Below are 20888 nucleotides of genomic sequence, written 5' to 3' on the forward strand. Positions count from 1 at the left end.
TTGAGTATAAAGGCCTAACTAAGTACCTTTTATTTACGGTGCATTTTGAATTCTAAAAATAATTCATTGTAATAAGCAAGCATTCGTTTGCCTAAGTTATTATATACTTCAAGCTTATTGGTTAGTTCTTCATCCGGATAAAAACGTTCATCTTTCGCTACTTCTTTCGGCAAATAATCTAACGCTTTTTTATTAGGCGTAGAATACCCTACATATTCTGCATTTTGAGCAGCGTGTTTAGGATCTAGCATAAAATTCATGAATTTATGTGCACCTTCTACGTTTTTAGCCGTTTTTGGAATAACCATGTTATCGAACCATAAATTCGAACCTTCTTCTGGAACAACGTAATTCAGCTTATCGTTTTCACTCATAATTTCAGAAGCATCACCTGACCAAACAACGCCAACTGCCGCTTCTTCATTTGCTAGGAGCATCTTAATCTCGTCTCCTACAATGGCTTTTACGTTTGGTGTTAATGTATCAAGCTTTCTTTTTGCTTCTTGAAGATGAGCTTTATTCGTATCATTTAATGAATAATTTAAGCTGTTTAGCCCCATTCCCATCACTTCTCTAGCACCATCTGCAAGTAAAATTTGATTTTTTAGCTTAGGATCCCATAAATCATTCCAACTCTTTATCTTCTTACCATGAATCATATCAGAGTTATAAACAATACCCACAGTTCCCCAAAAATAAGGAATAGAGTACTTATTGCCAGGATCAAAAGATAGGTCTAAAAAACGCGGATTAATGTATTTTAAATTAGGCAGCTTCGAATGATCAATTGGCAATAGTAAATTTTCTTCACGCATCTTGCTAATCGCGTATTCAGAAGGAACAGCAATATCAAATGTCGTACCGCCTTGTTCAATTTTTGTCATCATTGCTTCATTCGAATCAAAGGTCTGATAAATGACTTTAATTCCGGTTTCTTTTTCAAACTGATTCACTAAATCAGGATCAATATAATCTCCCCAATTATAGACGGTCAGCGTATCTCCTCCAGAGTATCCTTCGGCATTGTTCAAATGATGAACCACATACATAAGAACGAAAGAAAGGATGACGATGAAGATAAACGGCTTTGCTAATTGCTTCATTTTCCAGTCGCCACCCCTTTCGCTTTATTGCTATATCGCTGACTGATAAAGTAATAACCAATTACAATCAGCACGGTAAACATGAAAATAAGAGTAGAAAGAGCATTGATTTTCAGCGAGACCCCTCTTCTTGCTAACGAGTAAATTTCTACTGAAAGCGTGGAAAAACCATTCCCGGTCACAAAGAACGTAACCGCAAAGTCATCCAAAGAGTAAGTTAAAGCCATAAAAAAGCCTGCAAAGATACCCGGACGAATAAATGGCAATACCACTTTCGAAAGTACTTCAAAGCGACTTGCTCCCAAATCACGGGCTGCATCGAGCAGTGTCGGACTCATTTCCTGCAGCTTAGGCAGAACCATGATGACCACAATCGGTACACTGAATGCAATATGCGCTAATAATACCGATATAAACCCGAGCTTTACACCAATAATGGTAAATAGAATTAAAAAAGATGCGCCAATAATAACATCTGGACTCACAATTAACACATTATTAAATGTTAACAGTGTATTTTGAACACGTCTACGCTTCACGTATACGATAGCAAGCGCTCCGATCACGCCAATAATCGTTGAAATAACCGAAGACAATAGAGCAATAATTAAGGTATTCAAGACAATAATGAGCAAACGTGTGTCTTGAAACACTTCTTTGTACCAATCTAACGTAAACCCTTCAAACTCTCGCATGTTTCCTCCGCTGTTAAAAGAGTAATACATTAAATAAAAAATGGGCGCGTATAAAATGAAAAAGACAAAAAATAAATAAAGGTGGCTGAACTTCCACTTTCTCTTCATTTTACACACCTCTCTTTCCAGTGCCTGTTATGAGCATCATAACGGCCATCGCAATAATTAAAAAGACAGCAATTGTGGCTCCCATGCCCCAATCCTGCGTCACTAAAAAATGTTGTTCAATCGCCGTTCCCAGTGTAATGACGCGGTTTCCAGCAATTAAACGCGTAATCATAAAGAGTGACAGTGCTGGAATAAAAACAGCCTGACAACCTGATTTAACCCCTTCTAGCGTTAGCGGAAATACCACGCGCTTAAATGTCACCCATGAAGATGCCCCCAAGTCTCGCGAAGCGTAGATAAGCGAGGGATTAAGTTCTTCTAAAGAGTTAAAGATCGGCAAAATCATAAAGGGGATAAAAATATACACTGATACAAATACAAAACTAAAGTCAGTAAATAAAATTTGATGAGTACCAAATCCCAGAAATTCAGTAAATTTATTAACCGTACCGTACGTGCCGAATATGCCTAAAAAAGCATAAGCTTTTAATAATAGGTTAATCCACGTCGGTAAAATAATCAGTAGAAGCCAAAGCTGCTTATGCTTAAGCTTCGTTAGTAAATAAGCTGTTGGATAAGAAAAAACCAAGGAAAATAACGTAATTAAAAAGGCATACCAAAATGAGCTCAGCGTCATCTGTAAATAAACAGGGGTAAAAAATTTCTTATAGTTTTCAAGCGTCAGCTCATTATCAATGCTGAAAAAAGAATAATAGACAACTAATACAATGGGAGCAACTACAAAAAGCAAAATCCATAACACATACGGGACTAAATAAATATTTCTTGATTTAGTTTGCATGGTAATCCTCTTCATAACCTTCGAGTCGCTTATCGAATTCTTCTTCCGTTTCATTAAATCGCATAACGTGAATAGCTTCAGGTTCAAAATATAAACCAATTTCTTCGCCAACCGTTGCCTTTTTTGTAGAGTGGACGAGCCACTCATTCCCTGCATGGTCATAGCCTAAAATTTCATAATGGACTCCTCTAAACAGCTGTGAATCTACACGAACCTGCAGCTTTCCTTGATCGGAGCTTGTAATGGCTAAATCTTCAGGGCGAATCACAATTTCAACCTGCTCATTTCGGTTTAACCCTTGATCGACACATTCAAATTGCTGGCCGCCAAACTCCACTAAAAAGTCAGCAATCATTTTACCTGGTACAATATTTGATTCACCAATAAAATCGGCAACAAAACGATTAATTGGCTCATCATAAATATCTGTAGGTTCCCCGCTCTGCTGAATTCTTCCTTTATTCAAAACAAAGATTTCATCGGACATCGCAAGCGCTTCTTCTTGATCGTGCGTAACAAAAATGAACGTAATACCTAGACGGCGCTGTAATTCTCTTAACTCGTATTGCATTTCCGTACGCAATTTTAGATCAAGAGCTGAAAGCGGCTCGTCCAGCAGAATGACTTCGGGCTGATTTACAATTGCTCGTGCAATGGCTACGCGCTGTCTTTGACCGCCCGACATTTCCTTTATTTCTCTCTTTTCATATCCTTCTAGGTTAACAAAGCGAAGGGCTTCTTTAACTTTTATCCCAATATCAGCATTTTTCATCTTCTTGATTCGAAGACCAAATGCTACATTTTCAAATACATTCAAATGCGGGAAAAGCGCGTAGTCTTGAAAAACCGTATTAACCTGACGTTTGTTAGCCGGGACATCATTAATTCTTTTTCCATTAAAATAAATCGTTCCGCTCGAGGCCTCCGTAAAGCCTGCAATTAATCGTAAAATCGTTGTCTTTCCACATCCCGATGGACCTAAAAGGGTATAAAACTTCCCTTTTTCAATTTCAAAGCTTACATGATCCAATACAACTGAATCATTATCATATTGCTTGGTCACATTTTCAAATTGAATAATTGTATTCGTAGATGTCATTTCACTTCACCTCTTTTGTTCTATAAATAAGACTCTGTCGCCACGATAATTAACTCTGTTATTCCGTCATGAGCATTTAAAATCTGATGTTCTTCAGAAGCTTGAAAATAGATGGTTTCTCCTTGTTTGGCTTCATATATTCTGCCTCCAAGCTTCACCTTCACACACCCGCGCAAAATGTAGCCAAACGTTTCTGAAAGAGAAGGTTCAAATCTCTTAAATGCACCTTTTTCATGAAGAATAAGACGAATTGGCTCCATTTCTTTTTCATTTGATTCATGTACAAGCCACTGAATATGGTAACCTTTTTCATCTTCGCAATAACTCGTGTAGTCTTCCTCTTTATATACAACCTTTTGAACATGCGTATCAATTTCGAAGAATTCTTTCGGTTCGCACCCCAGCACTTCCAAAATACTAAAAAATGTTTCTAAAGACGGCGAACTTAAATCGCGCTCTAGCTGCGAAATATAGCCTTTGCTTAAATCAGTACGTTCTCCTAGCTCTTCTTGTGTTAAGCCTTTTTTTAATCTTAAATTCTTAATTTTCTTTCCTATTTCCATACTCTCGATCCTCAACTGTATTTAAAATTAGCAAACAGCATGAATAATTGTTCATGCTGTTCCAAACTCAAGTTTTGTTTTACTTAACTTAAAGTTTACTTTTAACCTTAAAATATTATACATGAATTATTTTTTAGTACAACCTTAAACACTTAAAAAATAAAAACTCCTTTTATTTAAAAGGAGTTTTTATTTTTATTTATACAACTTATGCGTTTCGTACTGTTTCCCCGATAATGTATCAAACTCAACTTCATGGTAATCTTGAAGGTCTTTTGCAGCTTTATTAGAGAGCGCTGCCGGCTCATCCACTAGCTTTCCTTTTGAGTTTATATACATATTTGAACGAAAAGCCGGCACTTCTGTTTTCATTTGATTCAGCTGATCGTAGAATAGATTACTTTTGTAACCAAGAGATTGAACAAGTGTCGGAGCAATATAAATAGGACTCATCGTACCAAGATTTTTATCTATTTTTGTATCGTAATTAGATAAAAATAAGAGCGGCGTCTCATAAAATTTTTGAGATGTTTGCTGCGTTTTCTCGTTTCCAAAACCCGTTTCTTTGTAAGCTTGAAGGTTTTGTCCAAGTGCTGGCAAATGATCTCCCCAAAATACTACAATGGTCGGCTCATCCAACTTTTGAATTTCATCGTTCAATCGTTTTAAAGCAGCATCTGAACGTTTGATTCCTTCAGCATAAATTTCAATTTCCTTTTGCATTTCTGGTGATAACCCTTTACCGGTTACTTTAATGGTTTCCTGACCATTATACTTATCCGCAGAATAAGGAAGATGATTTGCAATCGTTACAGCATGCACAAATGCAGGCTTTTTCGACTGACGAAGCGTATCGAGTACTTCATCAACTACAGCTTCATCAGAAACAAATTCTTTGTTATCTTTTTGCGTATGCTTCATTTGATCAATAAACTTCACTTGATCAAATCCCAAATTTGGATACACATTTTGTCTCATATAAAGCATGCCGCTGTTTGGATGCATAGCTGTTGTAGCATAGCCTTGTTTTTCTAAATAAGAAACAAAAGACGGATATTCTTTTTTACTCAATACATGCTGATAAGGAAGACCTCCAGGGTTAAAGAAAGACAAAGAGTAGCTCGTCAATGCTTCAAACTCTACATTAGCTGTCTCCCCGCCAAATGAAGGACTTAAAGACCACCCAGAAGGATATTTCTTTTGAAGCTCCCTTGTATTTTTCATTGGATCTTCAGAGAACGTCACGTTAAGCTTTGTTGGGTCCCAAAACGTTTCATTCATTACAAACACAACGTTTGGCTTGACTTCAGTCCTGCTTTCTTGTGTTTTCTCTTCCTTTGACTGAATGCGTTTTGCCACTTTGGCCATTACTTCCTGTGAGTAGTCATCCGGCTCTTGCAGCACATCTGTTTTAACATTTGAAATCATGCCAATAACCGGTCCATTATAGTAATAATTATTTTGCTGATTCCAAGGCATCAGCGCAGCATATTGATCATAATATTTTTGAGCAAACGAGTGTTCAAAGAATAAAAATGATTTCATTAAAAAGATAAGCGGCAGAATCATAATAATTCGAAGAAACCATCGAATTTTAATTTTCGGCAAGAAAAACCAAAGAGCAATCAGTACGACAATAGATCCAATAACTCCTATGACAATAGGAATTGAAATGGAATCTTTAATCATTGGAATAACTTCTTTTAACTGACTCGCCTGAATAAAATCGTTCGGGAACAATGGTTCATTTCGAAAGATTTTTTTATAATAGTTTACAAGAGCTAAAATAAAATACAGAACAAAGGTAATCCCAGCCCCTAAATAAGCTTCCCCTACTAGCATAATGATCGCTAGTGTTAACAGCGAGAGTAAAAAGACCGTAAAAAGATAGCGTTCAGGGTATGCTTGCATCCACTCTATTGTTTTGCCTGGATTATGTATATCAATATGATAGATAACAAAAACCATAGCAGAAACGGCTGCTACCGCAATTGAAAACACAATTGCCGTAAAAATGGCGTACCACTGCGAACCTTGTATTCTCTCTATCTGATTAAATCGAATTAGCAAATAGAAAGTGAGCGCCCATAAAACAAGTGAGCATCCCCCTATTAATACGACGAACCCAGCTGTATGGATTTGGGCCCAGTCAAACAATATCTTTGTGTCATTTGATATATTAAGCATAACAACACTGTATAAAAAAACGCTAAGCAGCCCATACGCCACCAGCATTGGCAAAGAACGATACAAATGTTTAAACATAACCTTAAGCCTCCTATTTACAATATCTTAACACTTTTAATATGATTTTAACATTCCTATCTCTCTCGCTTTCACGCCTAATTTTCCCATGATCATACCACTAACATTTCCCGAGAAATTTCACACGAAAAAAGCCCGCTTTTCTTATGAAAAGACGGGCCTCTTAGCCGTTTTATACGTATGTAAAAATTGCTGCTATGAACGTTCTTTCACTGCTTCTGCTTTTAGCAAATCACGAATTTCTGTTAAAATCTCTTCTTCTTTTGACAGAACAGCCACTTCTTCCTCTACTTTCTCTTCTTCTTTTCTCTTAAAGCGATTAAAGAAACGAATAAATAAGAAAATCGAGAATGCAACAATTAAGAAATCAACAATCGTTTGAATAAAAGATCCATATAATACCGTAGCATCTCCAACCGTGAAGGATAAATCTTTAAAGTCTATCCCTGCTAACAACAAACCAATCAGCGGCATAATAATATCATTTACAAGAGACGTGACAATTTTTCCAAATGCCGCTCCAATAATAACACCGACTGCTAAGTCTAATACGTTTCCTCGCAAAGCAAATTCTTTAAATTCTTTAAGCATCTGTTTGTTCCACCTCCTGCCCTTCATTTCAAACTTTCATGATAATACATCCTAAATTAAACAAACAAGGTGCATTTTCATTTTTCTCTTTTTCATGAGATATGTACCAGACCTTTAGTTGTATTTCTGCCCATATTTTTACTTTATATTCGCGTGTAAATAAAAACGAACTTTCAGTTTTCATTCAGGTAAGGTTCATGTTCAGTCCATTTTTCTTTTATACACTAATAGCATGTAATTCATCAAATATGTAAACGAGCAATAGAGGAGATGGCTAGAACGTGAGAAAAATTCTACTGCGAGCAGCGACTGTGTGTCTCGCAGCTATTATCAGTATTTCATATACAGCAAGCACGGCGGAGGCAAGTGAAAACACAGCAAGTGAAGATTTAATTATTATTAATAAAAAAACAAATCAGCTTGCTTATTTTCATAACGGAAAATTAGAAAAGACGTATTCAGTAGCTACGGGAAAAACATGGAGCGATACGCCGGTAGGCTTTTTCAAGATTGTTAACAAAATTAAAAATCGCCCTTACTATACAGGGCACATTGCAGGAGGCGCTCCCAATAATCCTCTTGGCTCTCGCTGGCTAGGGCTTAATGCAAACGGAACAACCGGCGACACATACGGTATTCATGGGAATAACTCAGAAGCTAGCATTGGCAAATATGTAAGCCACGGCTGCGTACGGATGCACAATGCGGATGTGGAAGAACTATTCGATAAAGTAGCAGTAGGAACATCTGTAACTATTACGTATTCATCAAAAACCTTCGAAGAGCTGGCAAAGGTATATGGCTACGGACAGCTGTGAAAAATAAAAGCTTATCCAAAAAATGTGGATAAGCTTTTATTCTTCTTTATTCCCATACATGAGCTCCGTACTATGTGAATATAGCTCAATAATATTCCCAAACGGATCTCGCAATAAATTAAGTAATAAGGTTTTCCAGGTCTTGTATTCCATACTTGGCTACGCTTTTTACCGCCTGATTGTTCGATTTTATCCGCTAATTTTTCCACGTCATCGGCTATTAAACACATGTGAAAATAACTTTGATACTGCTCATCGCTGTCTTTTAATACAAGAGGCATTTGCGGCTTATTAAATTCAAACAGTTCAATGCCTACCTGGTTATCAGCTGTCATGTGAGCATTTTTCATTTTTTTAATATGAGACCCTAGTAAATCTTGAGTCATATTTTCAGCTTTTTCTTCCTCCGCATTAAACGTATAAGGACCGGCAATCAGCTTAAAACCTAAAACTTTCCCATACCACTGGACGGCTTCTTCTACATCAGGTACAGCTAATCCAACGTGAGTAATAGCTACCATTTTATCATCCTCCTATACACAAACATTCCCTTTCTACAAAAAGAAAAACAGCCCATTTAAAATGGACTGTTTACACGTATTAGAGTCATTTACGATTTTAAAGCATTATATTGAGCAATGATTTCTTTTGTTAAATTATTACTTGCCTCTAACCCACTGACCTCTTTTAACACATACTCAATACCATACTCATGAATATTCGCTTGAAGCTTCATAGCCTCTTTATCTTCTTGCGGGTCAAATAGAAGCGCAGCAGCGATGGCTTTCGCTAAGTGGGTATAAGAAAGGCCCGCTTTTTTTGCTTCTAGCGCTGGACGAATCAAACGATCCTGAGGTCCAAGCTTGCGAATTGGCGCTCTTCCTACCCGTTTAACTGAATCATTTAAATGAGGATTCTTAAAGCGCTCAATAATTTTTACGATGTAGGCTTCGTGTTCCTCTCTATCTAAGTCATATCTTTTAATTAGATAGTCTCCTGTTTCTCGTAGCGTTTGCTGTACTTGTTGGTAAATATCTGAATCTCTTAACGTTTGATCAATCGTTTCTTTTCCTTTTAAATAACCAAAATATGCAATCACCGCATGTCCTGTATTTACTGTAAATAGCTTTCTTTCAATAAAAGGAGCAAGGTCAGGCACAATCGTCATTCCTTCTACAAAAGGAATATTTTCAGGTGCCTCTACTACCCATTCATAATAGGATTCTACTAAAACATCAAGCGAACCTTGGTTGTGTCGAAGAGGTACGATACGATCTACAGCTGAATTGAAGAAAAAGACCTTATTTACCATATGAGCTTTTGTCTCTTCATCCAGCGCATCAAAAATATAGCCTTTTAATAAATCTGTCGCAGAGATTTGATTTTCACATGCAATAATATATACCTTTTCGTCGCTTGTTTTCACACGCTCAGCCAAACCTTTAGCAATTAAAGGAGCAATGCGAGGCAGAACGTTCGGTCCGATGGCTGTCGTAATGTACGTTGCTTCTTTAATCGCTTTAATGACTGCTTGTTCTTGCGTCAGATTATTTAAACCAGATACGTTTTGAACAGCTAATGTCTCTGGGTGCTCTGCGGCTGTTATTACGTTATACCCTTCATCTGTGTTTAACTGATTAATAATCTTTTCAGCAATATCTACGAATGTAACGTGATAGTTGCTTTGAGAAAATAATGCCCCAATAAATCCTCGCCCAATATTACCTGCTCCAAAATGAACTGCTTGTTTCACAAAAATCATTCCTTTATCAAATTATTTCGAAGGTACTCATGAAACGTATCCTCTAGCCTTTTGCGAATTATCTCTTCGTTCGAAGACGAAAAAACCATCATTGCTTCATGATCTTCAATTAAACTTGTACTAATTAAACTTAAGATTTCTTGCTGTACTTCACTTAACTCCTCAGGTGCTAGCATTAATAGAAGGTTACGCGCCTGCATGTTTGTTCCGTCCATACCTTTAACTGTGCAAGGCTGCTCTAAATGTGAAACTTGAAAAATCAGCTCTTTCACGTGATGTTCACGGCAATGGAACAGTGCCATACTCGTTTGCGGAATACCTAAACCGCCTTTGTTTTCTCGTTCCTTAAGCTGATCAATAACGCAGCTGGCATTGGTTATTAAACGTTCTTTTTCAGCTGCTTTTACTACGTGCGAAATCACTTGATCATGACTCACTGCATCCGAAAATCGATACATTCTAAGGTTTTGAAGAATTGATTCGATACTTCCATGCACATCTTTAATTTGCTTCATCGTTTCCTCAAAAGACGGTTTTTGTGTAGAGACGGTCTTATTTTTATATTGGAACGAACGATAGCCCTTATCTTTGGTTAACTTTTGAATGTTTTTCTGTAAAAAATTCTGAACGGACTGAATATCCTCTTCGGTTAAGAGTGGATTGACTAAAATGTAATCGACATTTAAAAAAGGAAGTCTTACTGTTGAAATCACTACGTCATACCCTTCAAGCGCCGCTTCTTTGATTTCTTTTACCGACTTAATGACAACTGAATTAATCTCCGGAATCTCTTTACGAATACGGCTAGCTAACATTTTCGAAGTGCCGATTCCAGTTGGACAGACAATCAGTGCCTGAATTTCCATGACTTCTTCTTTTAGCACTAGCGTTGAACCGAAATGCAAAACAAGATATGCCACTTCATCATCTGGAAAAACTAAATCCGGCAGCTCTTGATCGATACTGTTTCTCACAGCCATAAATAAAACAGGATACTTTTTCTTAATCTCTTCCGTTAATGGATTAAAAAGCTCCATTTTTTGCTTAAGACGAAAAATTGCCGGTTCCATATGAGCAAGCAGCCCTTGGTAAAGGGAAAAATCACCGGTCAAGTCGGTGTTAAGCTGAACAGAAACATGAGAAATCATATTCTTAATAATCTGCCCAACCACTACGCTGTCGTAATATACGTCTCTAGTAGTTTGGAACTTAGCTGCACGCAGCCGTACTGCTAAGAAATGAATATCTTTTTCCGTGAAAGAAAGAGAAAATACCCGTTCAATTTCGCGGCAAATATCCTTCATTAAGAACAGTTCACTCGCCAGCTCTTCCGTTTGGCCGCCGTCGTCTTCTAGATACATTTGCTTTTTCGTTCGCTGTATCATAATGCAAATATGAACAATGAGCCCTATATAATCGCTGTCAGCCAGCTTAGAATGATGCTGATTAATCGCTTGATGTACAATTCGGTCTACTTCTGCTAAATAATTCGGATAAAAATAATGCAAAATCGTTTCATCCGTATGCTGGTGATTTTCTACTAGAAACAAACATTCAATTAACTCTTCATTAAAGTGGACAAGAAAATAATTGGCTAATGCGTTCCGTTTATTGGCTTCAGTAGCTTGAACCTCTACTCCGACCCCTCTCTTTCGATGAAGGAAAACGTCAAATGTGGTTAACCACTCTGTTAATTCATCTAGATAAGCAGTTAGTGTAGTAATACTTACTTCTAAGTCTTTAGCCAGCGTTTGTAATTTAAATGAATCTCCTTCTTCTAGAAGAAGAATTAAAAGAATTAATTTTCTTTCCTGTGGAGACTGATCCGTCGTTTTAATCTTCATCAGCTCTTGGATAAGACGAAAAATTTGTTCATTTTTACCTTCAATCATTAGTCCTTCATCTTGTGTACGAATCAGCTTTAAATCAAATTTTTCAAGTATTGATTCAATTGCCTTCAAATCTCGGTGAACGGTTCTTACACTTACATTCAAAAAAGTAGCAAGTGTAAGTGCTGTATGCTTTCCTGCCGTTTTAATAATTAACTCAATGATTGATTTTTCTCTTGAAGTAATAAACAAGAACATCAACTCTTTTCTTATTTATAAACAAAGGATAAAAAGGCATCCTCATGCCTTTCTATCCCGTTAGTTACTTTGAATAATAGCCATTAATTCTTTAGCTGATTTGGCATGAACCATCTTTTCAATATTGTTCATATCAGAACATGTAATCGCGATACCAGATAAAATTTCTAAATGGGTGCCGTCTTTTCCGGCAATTCCGAAAATCAAACGAACTTTCTCACCATCAAAATCAACGCCTTCTGGAACTTGAATTACTGTAAAACCTGATCTTAAAACGTTCTTTTTCGCTTCTTCGGTACCGTGCGGAATCGCTACGTCATTTCCCATATAAGTAGAAGTCATATTGTCTCGCTCAATCATCGCTTCAACATAGTTTTCTTCTACATATCCGCCTTTTACTAACACACTTCCTGCAAATCGAATTGCTTCTTCCTTAGAAGAAAAGTGCTGATTCAAGAAAACGTTTTCTTCTTTTAATAAACCATCATTACTATCTGTATAGTTTTCTGCAGATACGTTCTTTTCTTCTTCCGCCTTAGAAGTAGTATGATCATTTTTTAGTTGATCAATTAGTTTGTCATATTCCGGGCTAGATAGAAAGTTATCCACCGAGATATGATACGCATCTGGAACTTTGTTTTGAGCTCTTGGCGTTAGCTCTTCCTGTGTAATAACGATTTGAGCATCACTTGGAATATTACTGATAGCTGTATTTGTTACCGAAATATTTAAATCTGCTTGTTTAACTTTCTTGCGAAGAAGAGAGGCGCCCATTGCACTCGATCCCATACCTGCGTCACAGGCAAAAACAATTTTTTGAACGCTTGCTGGTACGTCGCCTTGCTGTTTTGTAAAGCTTCCTGCTACAGAGCTCTTCTTGCCCTTCATCTCTTGCATTTTGCGAGCTGCTTCGTCCAAATCTTCTGTTTGCTTGCCCGTTTTTAAAATTAACGAACCTACAATAAACGATACGACGGCTGCAACAAGAACACCTGAGATATTTGCAACATAGCTGCCTGCATTACCTGGTGTAGCAGCTAAAATAGCCAAAATACTTCCTGGTGAAGCAACGGCTTGTAAGCCTCCTCCTAAAAGAACAAATGTAAATACTCCGCTCATTCCTCCTAAAATAGCCGCAATGATTAGAAGAGGACGCATTAAAACGTAAGGGAAGTAAATTTCGTGAATTCCGCCAATAAAATGAATGATGGCCGCTCCCGGTGCTGACTGTTTTGCTGTTCCTTTTCCAAAGAAGCAATACGCTAACAGAATTCCTAATCCCGGACCAGGATTTGTTTCTAATAACAATAGAATGGACTGTCCGTTTGTTCGAATTTGTTCTGCTCCAATCGGAGATAAAATGCCGTGATTAATGGCATTGTTTAAGAATAAAATTTTAGCTGGTTCAATTAAAATACTTGTAAGAGGAAGAAGGCCATGTGCAACCATCCAATCTACACCCACTACAAGTGCACCTGTAAATCCGTCCACAGCTGGGCTAACTCCTAAAAAGGCTAGAATCGCTAGAATTCCTCCAAGAATACCTGCTGAGAAATTATTAATTAACATCTCAAATCCTGTTTTGACTTTACCTTCAATAAACTGGTCAAACTTCTTGATGATATAACCGCCCAGCGGCCCCATAATCATAGCGCCTAGAAACATCGGAATATCAGATCCAACAATGACGCCCATGGTCGCGATAGCACCTACAACGCCTCCGCGCTGATCGTGTACAAGCTTTCCTCCTGTGTAGCCGATTAGCAGCGGAAGCAAATACTTGACCATTGGATCCACTAGTTTGGCAAGGCTTTCATTTGGAAAAAAGCCTGTTGGAATAAATAAAGCAGTAATAAGTCCCCATGCAATAAATGCTCCGATATTTGGCATAACCATTGAACTTAGAAAGTTCCCAAATTTTTGTACAGCTACTTTTATATTAGATTGAGCCATTTGCTCTCTTCCTTTCTCTACGTGATGATACTTTAATCGTAAGAGATTAAACGCTTTCATTCAATGAATAGGAAAACTAACTTTGTCGTACCACAGACGGACAAAGCTTTTAATTACATAAAAAAGCAGCTGAATTACACGAGTTCAGCTGCTTTCTAACTTAATATTTATCTAATTCACTTACAGGAGATTGAATAATAACTGGATTTTTCTCTGGATTTAACCATTTTAAAATAGAGACAACTTGTTCTTTAGAAGTGGCCGTACATCCTGCTGTATAATTTGTTCCTACATGAAAGAAGATTGCACTTCCCTTTCCTGGGGTTCTAGATTCATTATAATTAATGACAAACCCATAATCATAAGCCGGGATATCCATGTTCTCAGCGCTCGTCCAGCGGCCATTCGCTGGCTTTTGCTGCCACGTATTATACAGAGAGCTTTTTGAATCGTCTACCCACACATCATTTGATGTAATCTTTCGATATGGAAGCTTAGTTCCAGGATTTGCATAGCGTCCGAATGCTGTGCCAATTGTATATTTCCCTGTCGGAGACTCCATATCTCCTTCTTTTTTCGCTAAAGCGAATCCTTTTTGTCCAAGTACACCGTTCGCAGTTAAAACTTGCTTCCATTTTCCATCAACTTTTTCAAATGTTTGAATTTTAGCAGACTTCGTATCGTAGTTATCTGCTGTAACCAAGATGACTTGCTGAGCGTTGCCTAACGTTTTAAAAGAATCGACTACGAGCTTTGGAGACGCTGTAGCTGAAGCCTGTACATATTCACTGCTTACATAGCCTGTGCGGCCGTTATAGTTAATTTTGTACCAGCTTCCGCTTTTGCTCACCACAGACAGCTTCTGGCCTTTTGTCACACTTCCTATAGATGCATAGTTGGTGCCCGCTCCGCTTCTTACATTCAGCGTGCTTGCCGTTACTGTATGCGTTGTGCTTTCTGCTGGTGGCGTTGCTGTTCCTGATGACTGTACATAATCGCTGCTTACATAGCCTGTGCGGCCGTTATAGTTAATTTTGTACCAGCTTCCGCTTTTGCTCACCACAGACAGCTTCTGGCCTTTTGTCACACTTCCTATAGATGCATAGTTGGTGCCTGTTCCGCTTCTTACGTTCAGCGTGCTCGCCGTTACTGTGTACGTTGTGCTTTCTGCTGGTGGCGTTGTTGGGGCCGTTGTTGTTCCCGATGCTTGTACATAATCGCTGCTTACGTACCCCGTGCGGCCGTTGTAGTTAATTTTGTACCAGCTTCCGCTTTTGCTCATCACAGACAGCTTCTGGCCTTTTGTCACACTTCCTATAAATGCATAATTGGTGCCCGCTCCGCTTCTTACATTCAGCGTGCTTGCCGTTACTGTATACGTTGTGCTTTCTGCTGGTGGCGTTGCTGTTCCTGATGACTGTACATAATCGCTGCTTACATAGCCTGTGCGGCCGTTATAGTTAATTTTGTACCAGCTTCCGCTTTTGCTCACCACAGATAGTGTTTGATCTTTTACTACGCTGCCGATAATCCCGTAATTCGTTCCCGCTCCGCTTCTCACATTTAGCTTGCTTGCTGTTACTTTATATGTAACTGTTGCTGCATATGCCTTTTCTTGATTTCCCCCAATTGAGCCAAAGCCAGGCGTTACAGCCGTTGCAAGCGTAGCTGTTAACGCCATCCCCACCATTAATTTTTTCAACTGCTTTCCCTCCATTTATTCCTTATAAAATTCTACTATTTTCTATTCTTAATTCATTATCTTACCATATTCCAAACGAAGGGAAAGGGTCAATAGATGCTTTTCACACGGCCTATAAAAAAAGACAGACCTCTTTGATAGGTCTGCCTCTTTCACTATTATCCTAAATCAACGTTGTGATATACTTGCTGCACATCTTCTAAGTCCTCTAATGCATCAATCATTTTTTCAAACTGAGCTTGTGCATCTTCAGGAAGAGTTACATCATTTTGAGCAAGCATCGTTTGCTCAGCTACTGTAAATTCCGTAATACCAGCATCGTTGAACGCTTTTTGTACCGCATGGAATTGATCCGGATCAGCATAAACAATTACAGAATCTTCTTCTTCTAAAATGTCACGCACGTCTACATCTGCTTCCATTAACAGTTCTAGCGTCTCTTCTTCATCTTTACCTTCTACACCAATAACAGCTGTTGGATCAAACATATACGCTACTGATCCGCTTACTCCCATATTACCGCCGTTTTTACCAAAGGCAGCACGCACGTCTGAAGCTGTTCTGTTTACGTTATTCGTAAGAGCATCTACGATAACCATTGAGCCATTTGGTCCAAAACCTTCGTAACGAAGATTATCGTAATTTTCTTCTGAACCGCCCTTTGCTTTTTCAATGGCACGGTCAATAATTGCTTTTGGCACATTGTATGTTTTCGCGCGTTCTAATACAACTTTTAACGCTTGGTTTGATTCTGGATCTGGCTCACCTTGTTTTGCAGCCACATAAATCTCACGGCCAAACTTGGCATATATACGACTTGTATTAGCATCTTTTGACGCTTTCTTTTCTTTAATATTGTTCCACTTACGGCCCATATTGTTTCACTCTCTTTCAAAATTGAATCTAATAAAATAAATAGGCAATGATATATCCGTTTTTATTATACATCAATTCCCTCTTATCTTTCGAGTTTAATACCTAAAAAAGACAAGCAATCTTTTGGTATATTTCGTTAACTAAATAAATGAGAAAACCATTTGATAACAGGCTGAATGATTTTTGTATATACCTTTTTCAGCGGTTTGTATATACATCTCACCCAAATCCACCGTAGGGGATAGTAGATCATATGAATTATGTCCACTTAACTCCTTTCCAAAAACAGAAGAATATACGCTGACAAAATGAAACCACGGGAATAACAATTTCATTGTAAAATGGCAGCACAACATATTTCCATAGAAGATAACAAGGGTAACAAACCATGTATAAAACAGGGTATAAAACATACTTCCATATAAATCTAGTTATAGGCAAAAAACATCGTTTCCAAACGAAGAGAATAAAAGGATAGATGAGGACACTCCATAGCCAAGAAATAGGATAAACGAATAAAAAACGTATAATGTATCTCCAAATGAAATCAATGACAGGTTGAATAATTCTTGTTCCTATCCATATGAGGGGCTTAGCGATAAAATATATCCATATCTTACACAAAATTTGAAATACAAAATAAAAGGGAAAATACAAGACAAAAAAGATGCCTCGCAACACGTACTTTATACTTTGAGCTACTCCACTAATACTTTTCACTTCCTTTTTTATAAATGAGTTTCGTTCATTTACCTACTCTATTATATAAAATAAATGAAGCAAGCAAATATATTTTTTAGCTCAATGAGAATTATATACAAAAACACCCTTCTATAATAGAAGGGTGTCTAGAACCTTATTATTCTACAGTAACTGATTTTGCTAAGTTACGTGGTTTATCTACATCGCAATCGCGGTGCAATGCAGCGTAGTAAGAGATTAATTGTAAAGGAATAACCGCTGCTAGTGGTGAAAGTGTTTCGTGAACTTTCGGAATCACGTAGCGATCTTCTTCTGTTTCTAATCCTTTCATTGAAATGATACAAGGATTAGCTCCACGTGCTACTACTTCTTTTACGTTACCACGGATGCTTAAGTTTACATGTTCTTGTGTTGCTAATGCAATAATTGGCGTGTTGTTTTCAATTAAAGCGATTGTTCCGTGCTTAAGCTCTCCTCCAGCAAATCCTTCTGCTTGAATGTAAGAGATTTCTTTTAGTTTTAACGCGCCTTCTAAACCTACATAATAATCAACAGAACGTCCAATAAAGAATGCGTTGCGAGTTGTTGCTAAGAATTGAAGAGCAATGCTTTCCATTTCTTCTTTGTCGTCGCAAAGTACTTCCATTGTGTTTGCTACGATTGCTAACTCTTGAACTAAATCAAATTCTAATTCAATGCCGCGTGTTTTTGCTGTTACAGCCGCTAGAATTGATAGGACTGCTAATTGAGCTGTATAAGCCTTTGTTGATGCTACAGCAATTTCCGGACCTGCATGAAGTAATAACGTATAATCAGATTCACGAGATAATGTTGATCCCGGAACGTTTGTGATTGTTAACGCTTTGTAACCTAGTTCTTTAATTTGAACTAATACTGCACGGCTGTCAGCTGTTTCTCCACTTTGAGAAATAAAGATAAACAGTGGCTTTTCAGATAAAAGCGGCATGTTGTAAGAGAATTCACTTGCTACGTGCACTTCTACCGGAACCTTCGCCCACGTTTCAATGAATTGTTTACCTACTAGGCCTGCATGATAGCTTGTTCCACATGCTACGATATAGATGCGGTCTGCTTCATCCATTGCTCCTAAAATGTCTGCATCAATGTGCAGTTCATTGTTTTCATTTTGATACTCTTGAATGATTTTACGAACAACTAAAGGCTGCTCATCAATTTCTTTTAACATATAGTGAGGGTACGTACCTTTTTCAATATCACTTGCATCAAGCTCTGCTGTGTAAGGTGCTCTTTCTACCACTTCACCATCAAGCGTTTTAATTGTTACGCCTTCTTTTGTAACAATTACTGTTTCTTTATCCATTAATTCTACGTACTGATCTGTTACTTGAAGCATTGCCATAGCATCGCTTGCTACAACGTTAAATCCTTCGCCAACACCTACAAGAAGCGGGCTTTTGTTTTTAGCTACGTAGATTGTATTTTTATCTTCGTTATCAACAAGAGCTAGTGCATAAGAACCGTGAAGCAAACTTACTGTCTTGCGGAACGCTTCTTCTACATCTAAGCCTTCTGCTGCGATTTTTTCAATTAACTGAACGATTACTTCTGTATCCGTTTCGCTTTTGAACGTTACATCTTGTAAATATTCACGTTTTAAAATAGCGTAGTTTTCAATTACACCATTATGCACAAGCGTGAAGCGTCCAGATGTACTTTGATGCGGGTGAGCATTTTCTTGGCTTGGTACACCATGAGTTGCCCAACGCGTATGACCGATACCTGCTGGTGCTACAACACTGTTATCTACTGCCTGACGCAATTCTGCAATACGGCCTTTTTCTTTGAATACGTGTACGCCTTCATTGTTAACAACTGCAATACCTGCTGAGTCATAACCACGATATTCTAACTTTTCAAGACCACGTAATAAAATTTCTTTCGAATCTTCTGTTCCAATATATCCTACAATTCCGCACATAGATAAAATCCTCCTTCATGTATGAAAAGAGAGTCTCTTTTCATCATCAATGATTATCATCTCAATGCTTTTGTCCAATAAGTCACCTCATTGTTTTTCACATCAAGTTTTCGGCCGTGATAATCAACAACCGGGAGGCATCCGCCGATACTTCGATAAACCTCCTCCTCGTCAACTAAGTCGTTTCCGTCCCTTTACTTAGTTCAGGCGCTTTGTATTCACTTTTAAAATAGATTGTTCACTCCTTTACATAAATTAAGAGACGAACAGATTTAATATTACAATAAGAAGTGAGAAAACGTCAATTATCTTCTTTACTATCTGTAAAAACAGCCTTTAGCATCAGATAATTTCCAAGAATTTTTCTCAACAATATAAAAATATGCATAAGCAGCTTGAAACGTCACCGCTTATGCATATAATTAATGAATTACTCTAAGCCCATTTCTTCTTTTACCACTTCTACGATACGCGTTACATAAGTTTCACATTCTTCTTGTGTTTGTGCTTCAACCATAACACGTACTAACGGCTCTGTTCCTGAAGGGCGTACAAGTACTCGGCCATTACCGTTCATTTCTTTTTCCACTTCTTCAATAACCACTTTTACCTTCTCGTTATCTGTAACATGATGCTTATCCGTTACTTTTACATTTACAAGAAGCTGAGGATACTTCTTCATTTCAGCTGCTAATTCTGATAAAGGCTTTTTCGTTGCTTGCATAATGTTTACAAGCTGAATAGCTGAAAGCATACCGTCACCTGTTGTGTTGTAATCTAAGAAAATAATATGACCTGACTGTTCTCCACCTAGGTTATATTGATTAGCTTTCATTTCTTCTACTACATAACGGTCGCCTACACCCGTTTGTGCACTTTCAATTCCGCTAGCTTCTAGTGCTTTATAGAAGCCTAAGTTACTCATAACGGTAGAAACAAGCGTATTTTTCTTTAAACGTCCTTGTTCATATAAGTACTTTGCACAAATGAACATGATTTGATCACCGTCTACAATCTCGCCTTTTTCATCGATTGCGATTAAACGATCTCCGTCTCCATCAAATGCTAACCCAACATCCGCTCCTTTTTCTTTTAAGAAGGCACTTAATGCTTCCGGATGTGTAGATCCTACACCGTCATTGATGTTTAATCCGTTTGGTGATGCCCCCATTGTAGAGATATCCGCATCTAAATCTGCAAATAAATGTGCTGCTAACGATGACGTTGCTCCGTGCGCACAGTCTAATGCAACATGAATACCTGAGAAGTCTTCATCAACCGTTTGTTTTAAGTATTGAAGATATTTTTGTCCACCTTCGAAGTAGTCATTTACCTGACCTAAATCTCCCCCAACAGGTCTTGGTAATTGATCTGTTTCACTATCCATTAACGCTTCAATTTCATTCTCTTGTGCATCTGACAGTTTAAATCCATCTGGACCAAAGAATTTAATTCCGTTATCTTGAACTGGGTTATGTGAAGCAGAGATCATGACTCCTGCTTGTGCGCCAAGTGCTTTTGTTAAATACGCTACCCCTGGAGTTGAAATAACGCCTAATCGCATAACTTCTGCACCAATTGAAAGCAAGCCTGCAACAAGCGCTCCTTCTAACATGTGACCAGAAACGCGTGTATCGCGTCCGATTAATACCTTTGGTCGCTCTGCATCTTTTGTTAGAACGTAACCACCTAAGCGTCCAATTTTAAAAGCAAGCTCAGGAGTTAATTCACTATTGGCAACTCCTCGTACTCCGTCTGTTCCAAAATACTTACCCATTAATTTTCTCTCCTTCATGTCAAAA

Annotated in this window: 16 protein-coding genes; 1 reads left to right on the forward strand and 15 read right to left on the reverse strand. The window is 37.9% G+C overall.

Features of this window, described 5'->3' with window-relative positions:
• Window positions 1-29: 29 nt before the first annotated feature.
• The 7 genes from ACXAE4_RS00410 to mscL all read right to left on the reverse strand — a co-directional run bounded on the left by ACXAE4_RS00410 (window position 30) and on the right by mscL (window position 7226).
• Window positions 30-1103, reverse strand: coding sequence for an ABC transporter substrate-binding protein (locus ACXAE4_RS00410; protein ID WP_028411892.1), 1074 nt, complete (start codon window positions 1101-1103; stop codon window positions 30-32).
• On the reverse strand, window positions 1100-1906 hold the full coding sequence (locus ACXAE4_RS00415; RefSeq protein ID WP_028411893.1) for an ABC transporter permease: 807 nt from the start codon (window positions 1904-1906) through the stop codon (window positions 1100-1102). Before ACXAE4_RS00415 ends, ACXAE4_RS00410 begins: the two co-directional genes overlap by 4 nt.
• A 1-nt stretch (window position 1907) precedes the next feature.
• Window positions 1908-2708, reverse strand: coding sequence for an ABC transporter permease (locus tag ACXAE4_RS00420; RefSeq protein WP_028411894.1), 801 nt, complete (start codon window positions 2706-2708; stop codon window positions 1908-1910).
• Complete coding sequence (locus ACXAE4_RS00425) at window positions 2698-3807, reverse strand: ABC transporter ATP-binding protein (RefSeq protein ID WP_028411895.1); 1110 nt, start codon at window positions 3805-3807, stop codon at window positions 2698-2700. The genes ACXAE4_RS00420 and ACXAE4_RS00425 overlap by 11 nt, the downstream gene beginning before the upstream one ends.
• Before the next feature lie 20 nt (window positions 3808-3827).
• Window positions 3828-4370 carry a helix-turn-helix domain-containing protein gene (locus ACXAE4_RS00430; protein WP_028411896.1) on the reverse strand — a complete coding sequence of 181 codons (543 nt, stop codon included), beginning with the start codon at window positions 4368-4370 and terminating at the stop codon, window positions 3828-3830.
• 195 nt (window positions 4371-4565) lie between these two features.
• A complete protein-coding gene (locus ACXAE4_RS00435; RefSeq protein ID WP_098113860.1) occupies window positions 4566-6635 on the reverse strand; it encodes an LTA synthase family protein in 2070 nt (689 codons plus the stop codon).
• Between the two features lie 195 nt (window positions 6636-6830).
• Window positions 6831-7226: a large conductance mechanosensitive channel protein MscL gene (gene mscL, locus ACXAE4_RS00440; RefSeq protein WP_028411898.1), complete on the reverse strand. Its 396-nt coding sequence runs from the start codon at window positions 7224-7226 to the stop codon at window positions 6831-6833.
• Between the two features lie 281 nt (window positions 7227-7507).
• On the opposite strand from mscL, the gene ACXAE4_RS00445 reads away from it, so the two are divergent.
• Window positions 7508-8044: a L,D-transpeptidase gene (locus ACXAE4_RS00445; RefSeq protein WP_098113861.1), complete on the forward strand. Its 537-nt coding sequence runs from the start codon at window positions 7508-7510 to the stop codon at window positions 8042-8044.
• 11 nt (window positions 8045-8055) lie between these two features.
• Here the strand turns inward: ACXAE4_RS00445 and ACXAE4_RS00450 are convergent, their stop codons facing one another.
• The 8 genes from ACXAE4_RS00450 to glmM all read right to left on the reverse strand — a co-directional run bounded on the left by ACXAE4_RS00450 (window position 8056) and on the right by glmM (window position 20863).
• The gene (locus ACXAE4_RS00450) at window positions 8056-8565 is read right to left on the reverse strand and encodes a VOC family protein (protein WP_475235218.1); all 510 of its coding nucleotides are present in this window, start codon (window positions 8563-8565) and stop codon (window positions 8056-8058) included.
• A gap of 89 nt (window positions 8566-8654) precedes the next feature.
• Window positions 8655-9797 (reverse strand): mannitol-1-phosphate 5-dehydrogenase, encoded by a 1143-nt coding sequence (locus tag ACXAE4_RS00455; protein ID WP_289578643.1) that lies wholly within the window; start codon window positions 9795-9797, stop codon window positions 8655-8657.
• 5 nt (window positions 9798-9802) lie between these two features.
• Window positions 9803-11893, reverse strand: a complete 2091-nt coding sequence (locus ACXAE4_RS00460) for a BglG family transcription antiterminator (RefSeq protein ID WP_033580794.1) — start codon at window positions 11891-11893, stop codon at window positions 9803-9805.
• A 60-nt stretch (window positions 11894-11953) separates the two neighbouring features.
• Entirely contained in the window at window positions 11954-13846 is a 1893-nt protein-coding gene (locus ACXAE4_RS00465) for a PTS mannitol transporter subunit IICBA (RefSeq protein WP_028411903.1), read from the reverse strand.
• Between the two features lie 160 nt (window positions 13847-14006).
• On the reverse strand, window positions 14007-15548 hold the full coding sequence (locus tag ACXAE4_RS00470; protein ID WP_289578642.1) for an SH3 domain-containing protein: 1542 nt from the start codon (window positions 15546-15548) through the stop codon (window positions 14007-14009).
• Window positions 15549-15706: 158 nt separating this feature from the next.
• A complete protein-coding gene (locus tag ACXAE4_RS00475; RefSeq protein WP_013054976.1) occupies window positions 15707-16423 on the reverse strand; it encodes a YebC/PmpR family DNA-binding transcriptional regulator in 717 nt (238 codons plus the stop codon).
• An 860-nt stretch (window positions 16424-17283) separates the two neighbouring features.
• Entirely contained in the window at window positions 17284-19086 is a 1803-nt protein-coding gene (gene glmS / locus ACXAE4_RS00480; RefSeq protein ID WP_014461996.1) for a glutamine--fructose-6-phosphate transaminase (isomerizing), read from the reverse strand.
• Between the two features lie 430 nt (window positions 19087-19516).
• Entirely contained in the window at window positions 19517-20863 is a 1347-nt protein-coding gene (gene glmM / locus ACXAE4_RS00485; RefSeq protein WP_028411905.1) for a phosphoglucosamine mutase, read from the reverse strand.
• Window positions 20864-20888 lie beyond the last annotated feature (25 nt).

It is taken from the genome of Priestia sp. ABM2_011 (assembly GCF_056158845.1).

Bases quoted from the DNA above. Each gene is read 5' to 3' on its own strand.
- ACXAE4_RS00410 (WP_028411892.1), bottom strand. From the start codon at position 1,103: ATGAAGCAATTAGCAAAGCCGTTTATCTTCATCGTCATCCTTTCTTTC.
- ACXAE4_RS00415 (WP_028411893.1), bottom strand. From the start codon at position 1,906: ATGAAGAGAAAGTGGAAGTTCAGCCACCTTTATTTATTTTTTGTCTTT.
- ACXAE4_RS00420 (WP_028411894.1), bottom strand. From the start codon at position 2,708: ATGCAAACTAAATCAAGAAATATTTATTTAGTCCCGTATGTGTTATGG.
- ACXAE4_RS00425 (WP_028411895.1), bottom strand. From the start codon at position 3,807: ATGACATCTACGAATACAATTATTCAATTTGAAAATGTGACCAAGCAA.
- ACXAE4_RS00430 (WP_028411896.1), bottom strand. From the start codon at position 4,370: ATGGAAATAGGAAAGAAAATTAAGAATTTAAGATTAAAAAAAGGCTTA.
- ACXAE4_RS00435 (WP_098113860.1), bottom strand. From the start codon at position 6,635: ATGTTTAAACATTTGTATCGTTCTTTGCCAATGCTGGTGGCGTATGGG.
- mscL (WP_028411898.1), bottom strand. From the start codon at position 7,226: ATGCTTAAAGAATTTAAAGAATTTGCTTTGCGAGGAAACGTATTAGAC.
- ACXAE4_RS00450 (WP_475235218.1), bottom strand. From the start codon at position 8,565: ATGGTAGCTATTACTCACGTTGGATTAGCTGTACCTGATGTAGAAGAA.
- ACXAE4_RS00460 (WP_033580794.1), bottom strand. From the start codon at position 11,893: ATGTTCTTGTTTATTACTTCAAGAGAAAAATCAATCATTGAGTTAATT.
- ACXAE4_RS00465 (WP_028411903.1), bottom strand. From the start codon at position 13,846: ATGGCTCAATCTAATATAAAAGTAGCTGTACAAAAATTTGGGAACTTT.
- ACXAE4_RS00475 (WP_013054976.1), bottom strand. From the start codon at position 16,423: ATGGGCCGTAAGTGGAACAATATTAAAGAAAAGAAAGCGTCAAAAGAT.
- glmS (WP_014461996.1), bottom strand. From the start codon at position 19,086: ATGTGCGGAATTGTAGGATATATTGGAACAGAAGATTCGAAAGAAATT.
- glmM (WP_028411905.1), bottom strand. From the start codon at position 20,863: ATGGGTAAGTATTTTGGAACAGACGGAGTACGAGGAGTTGCCAATAGT.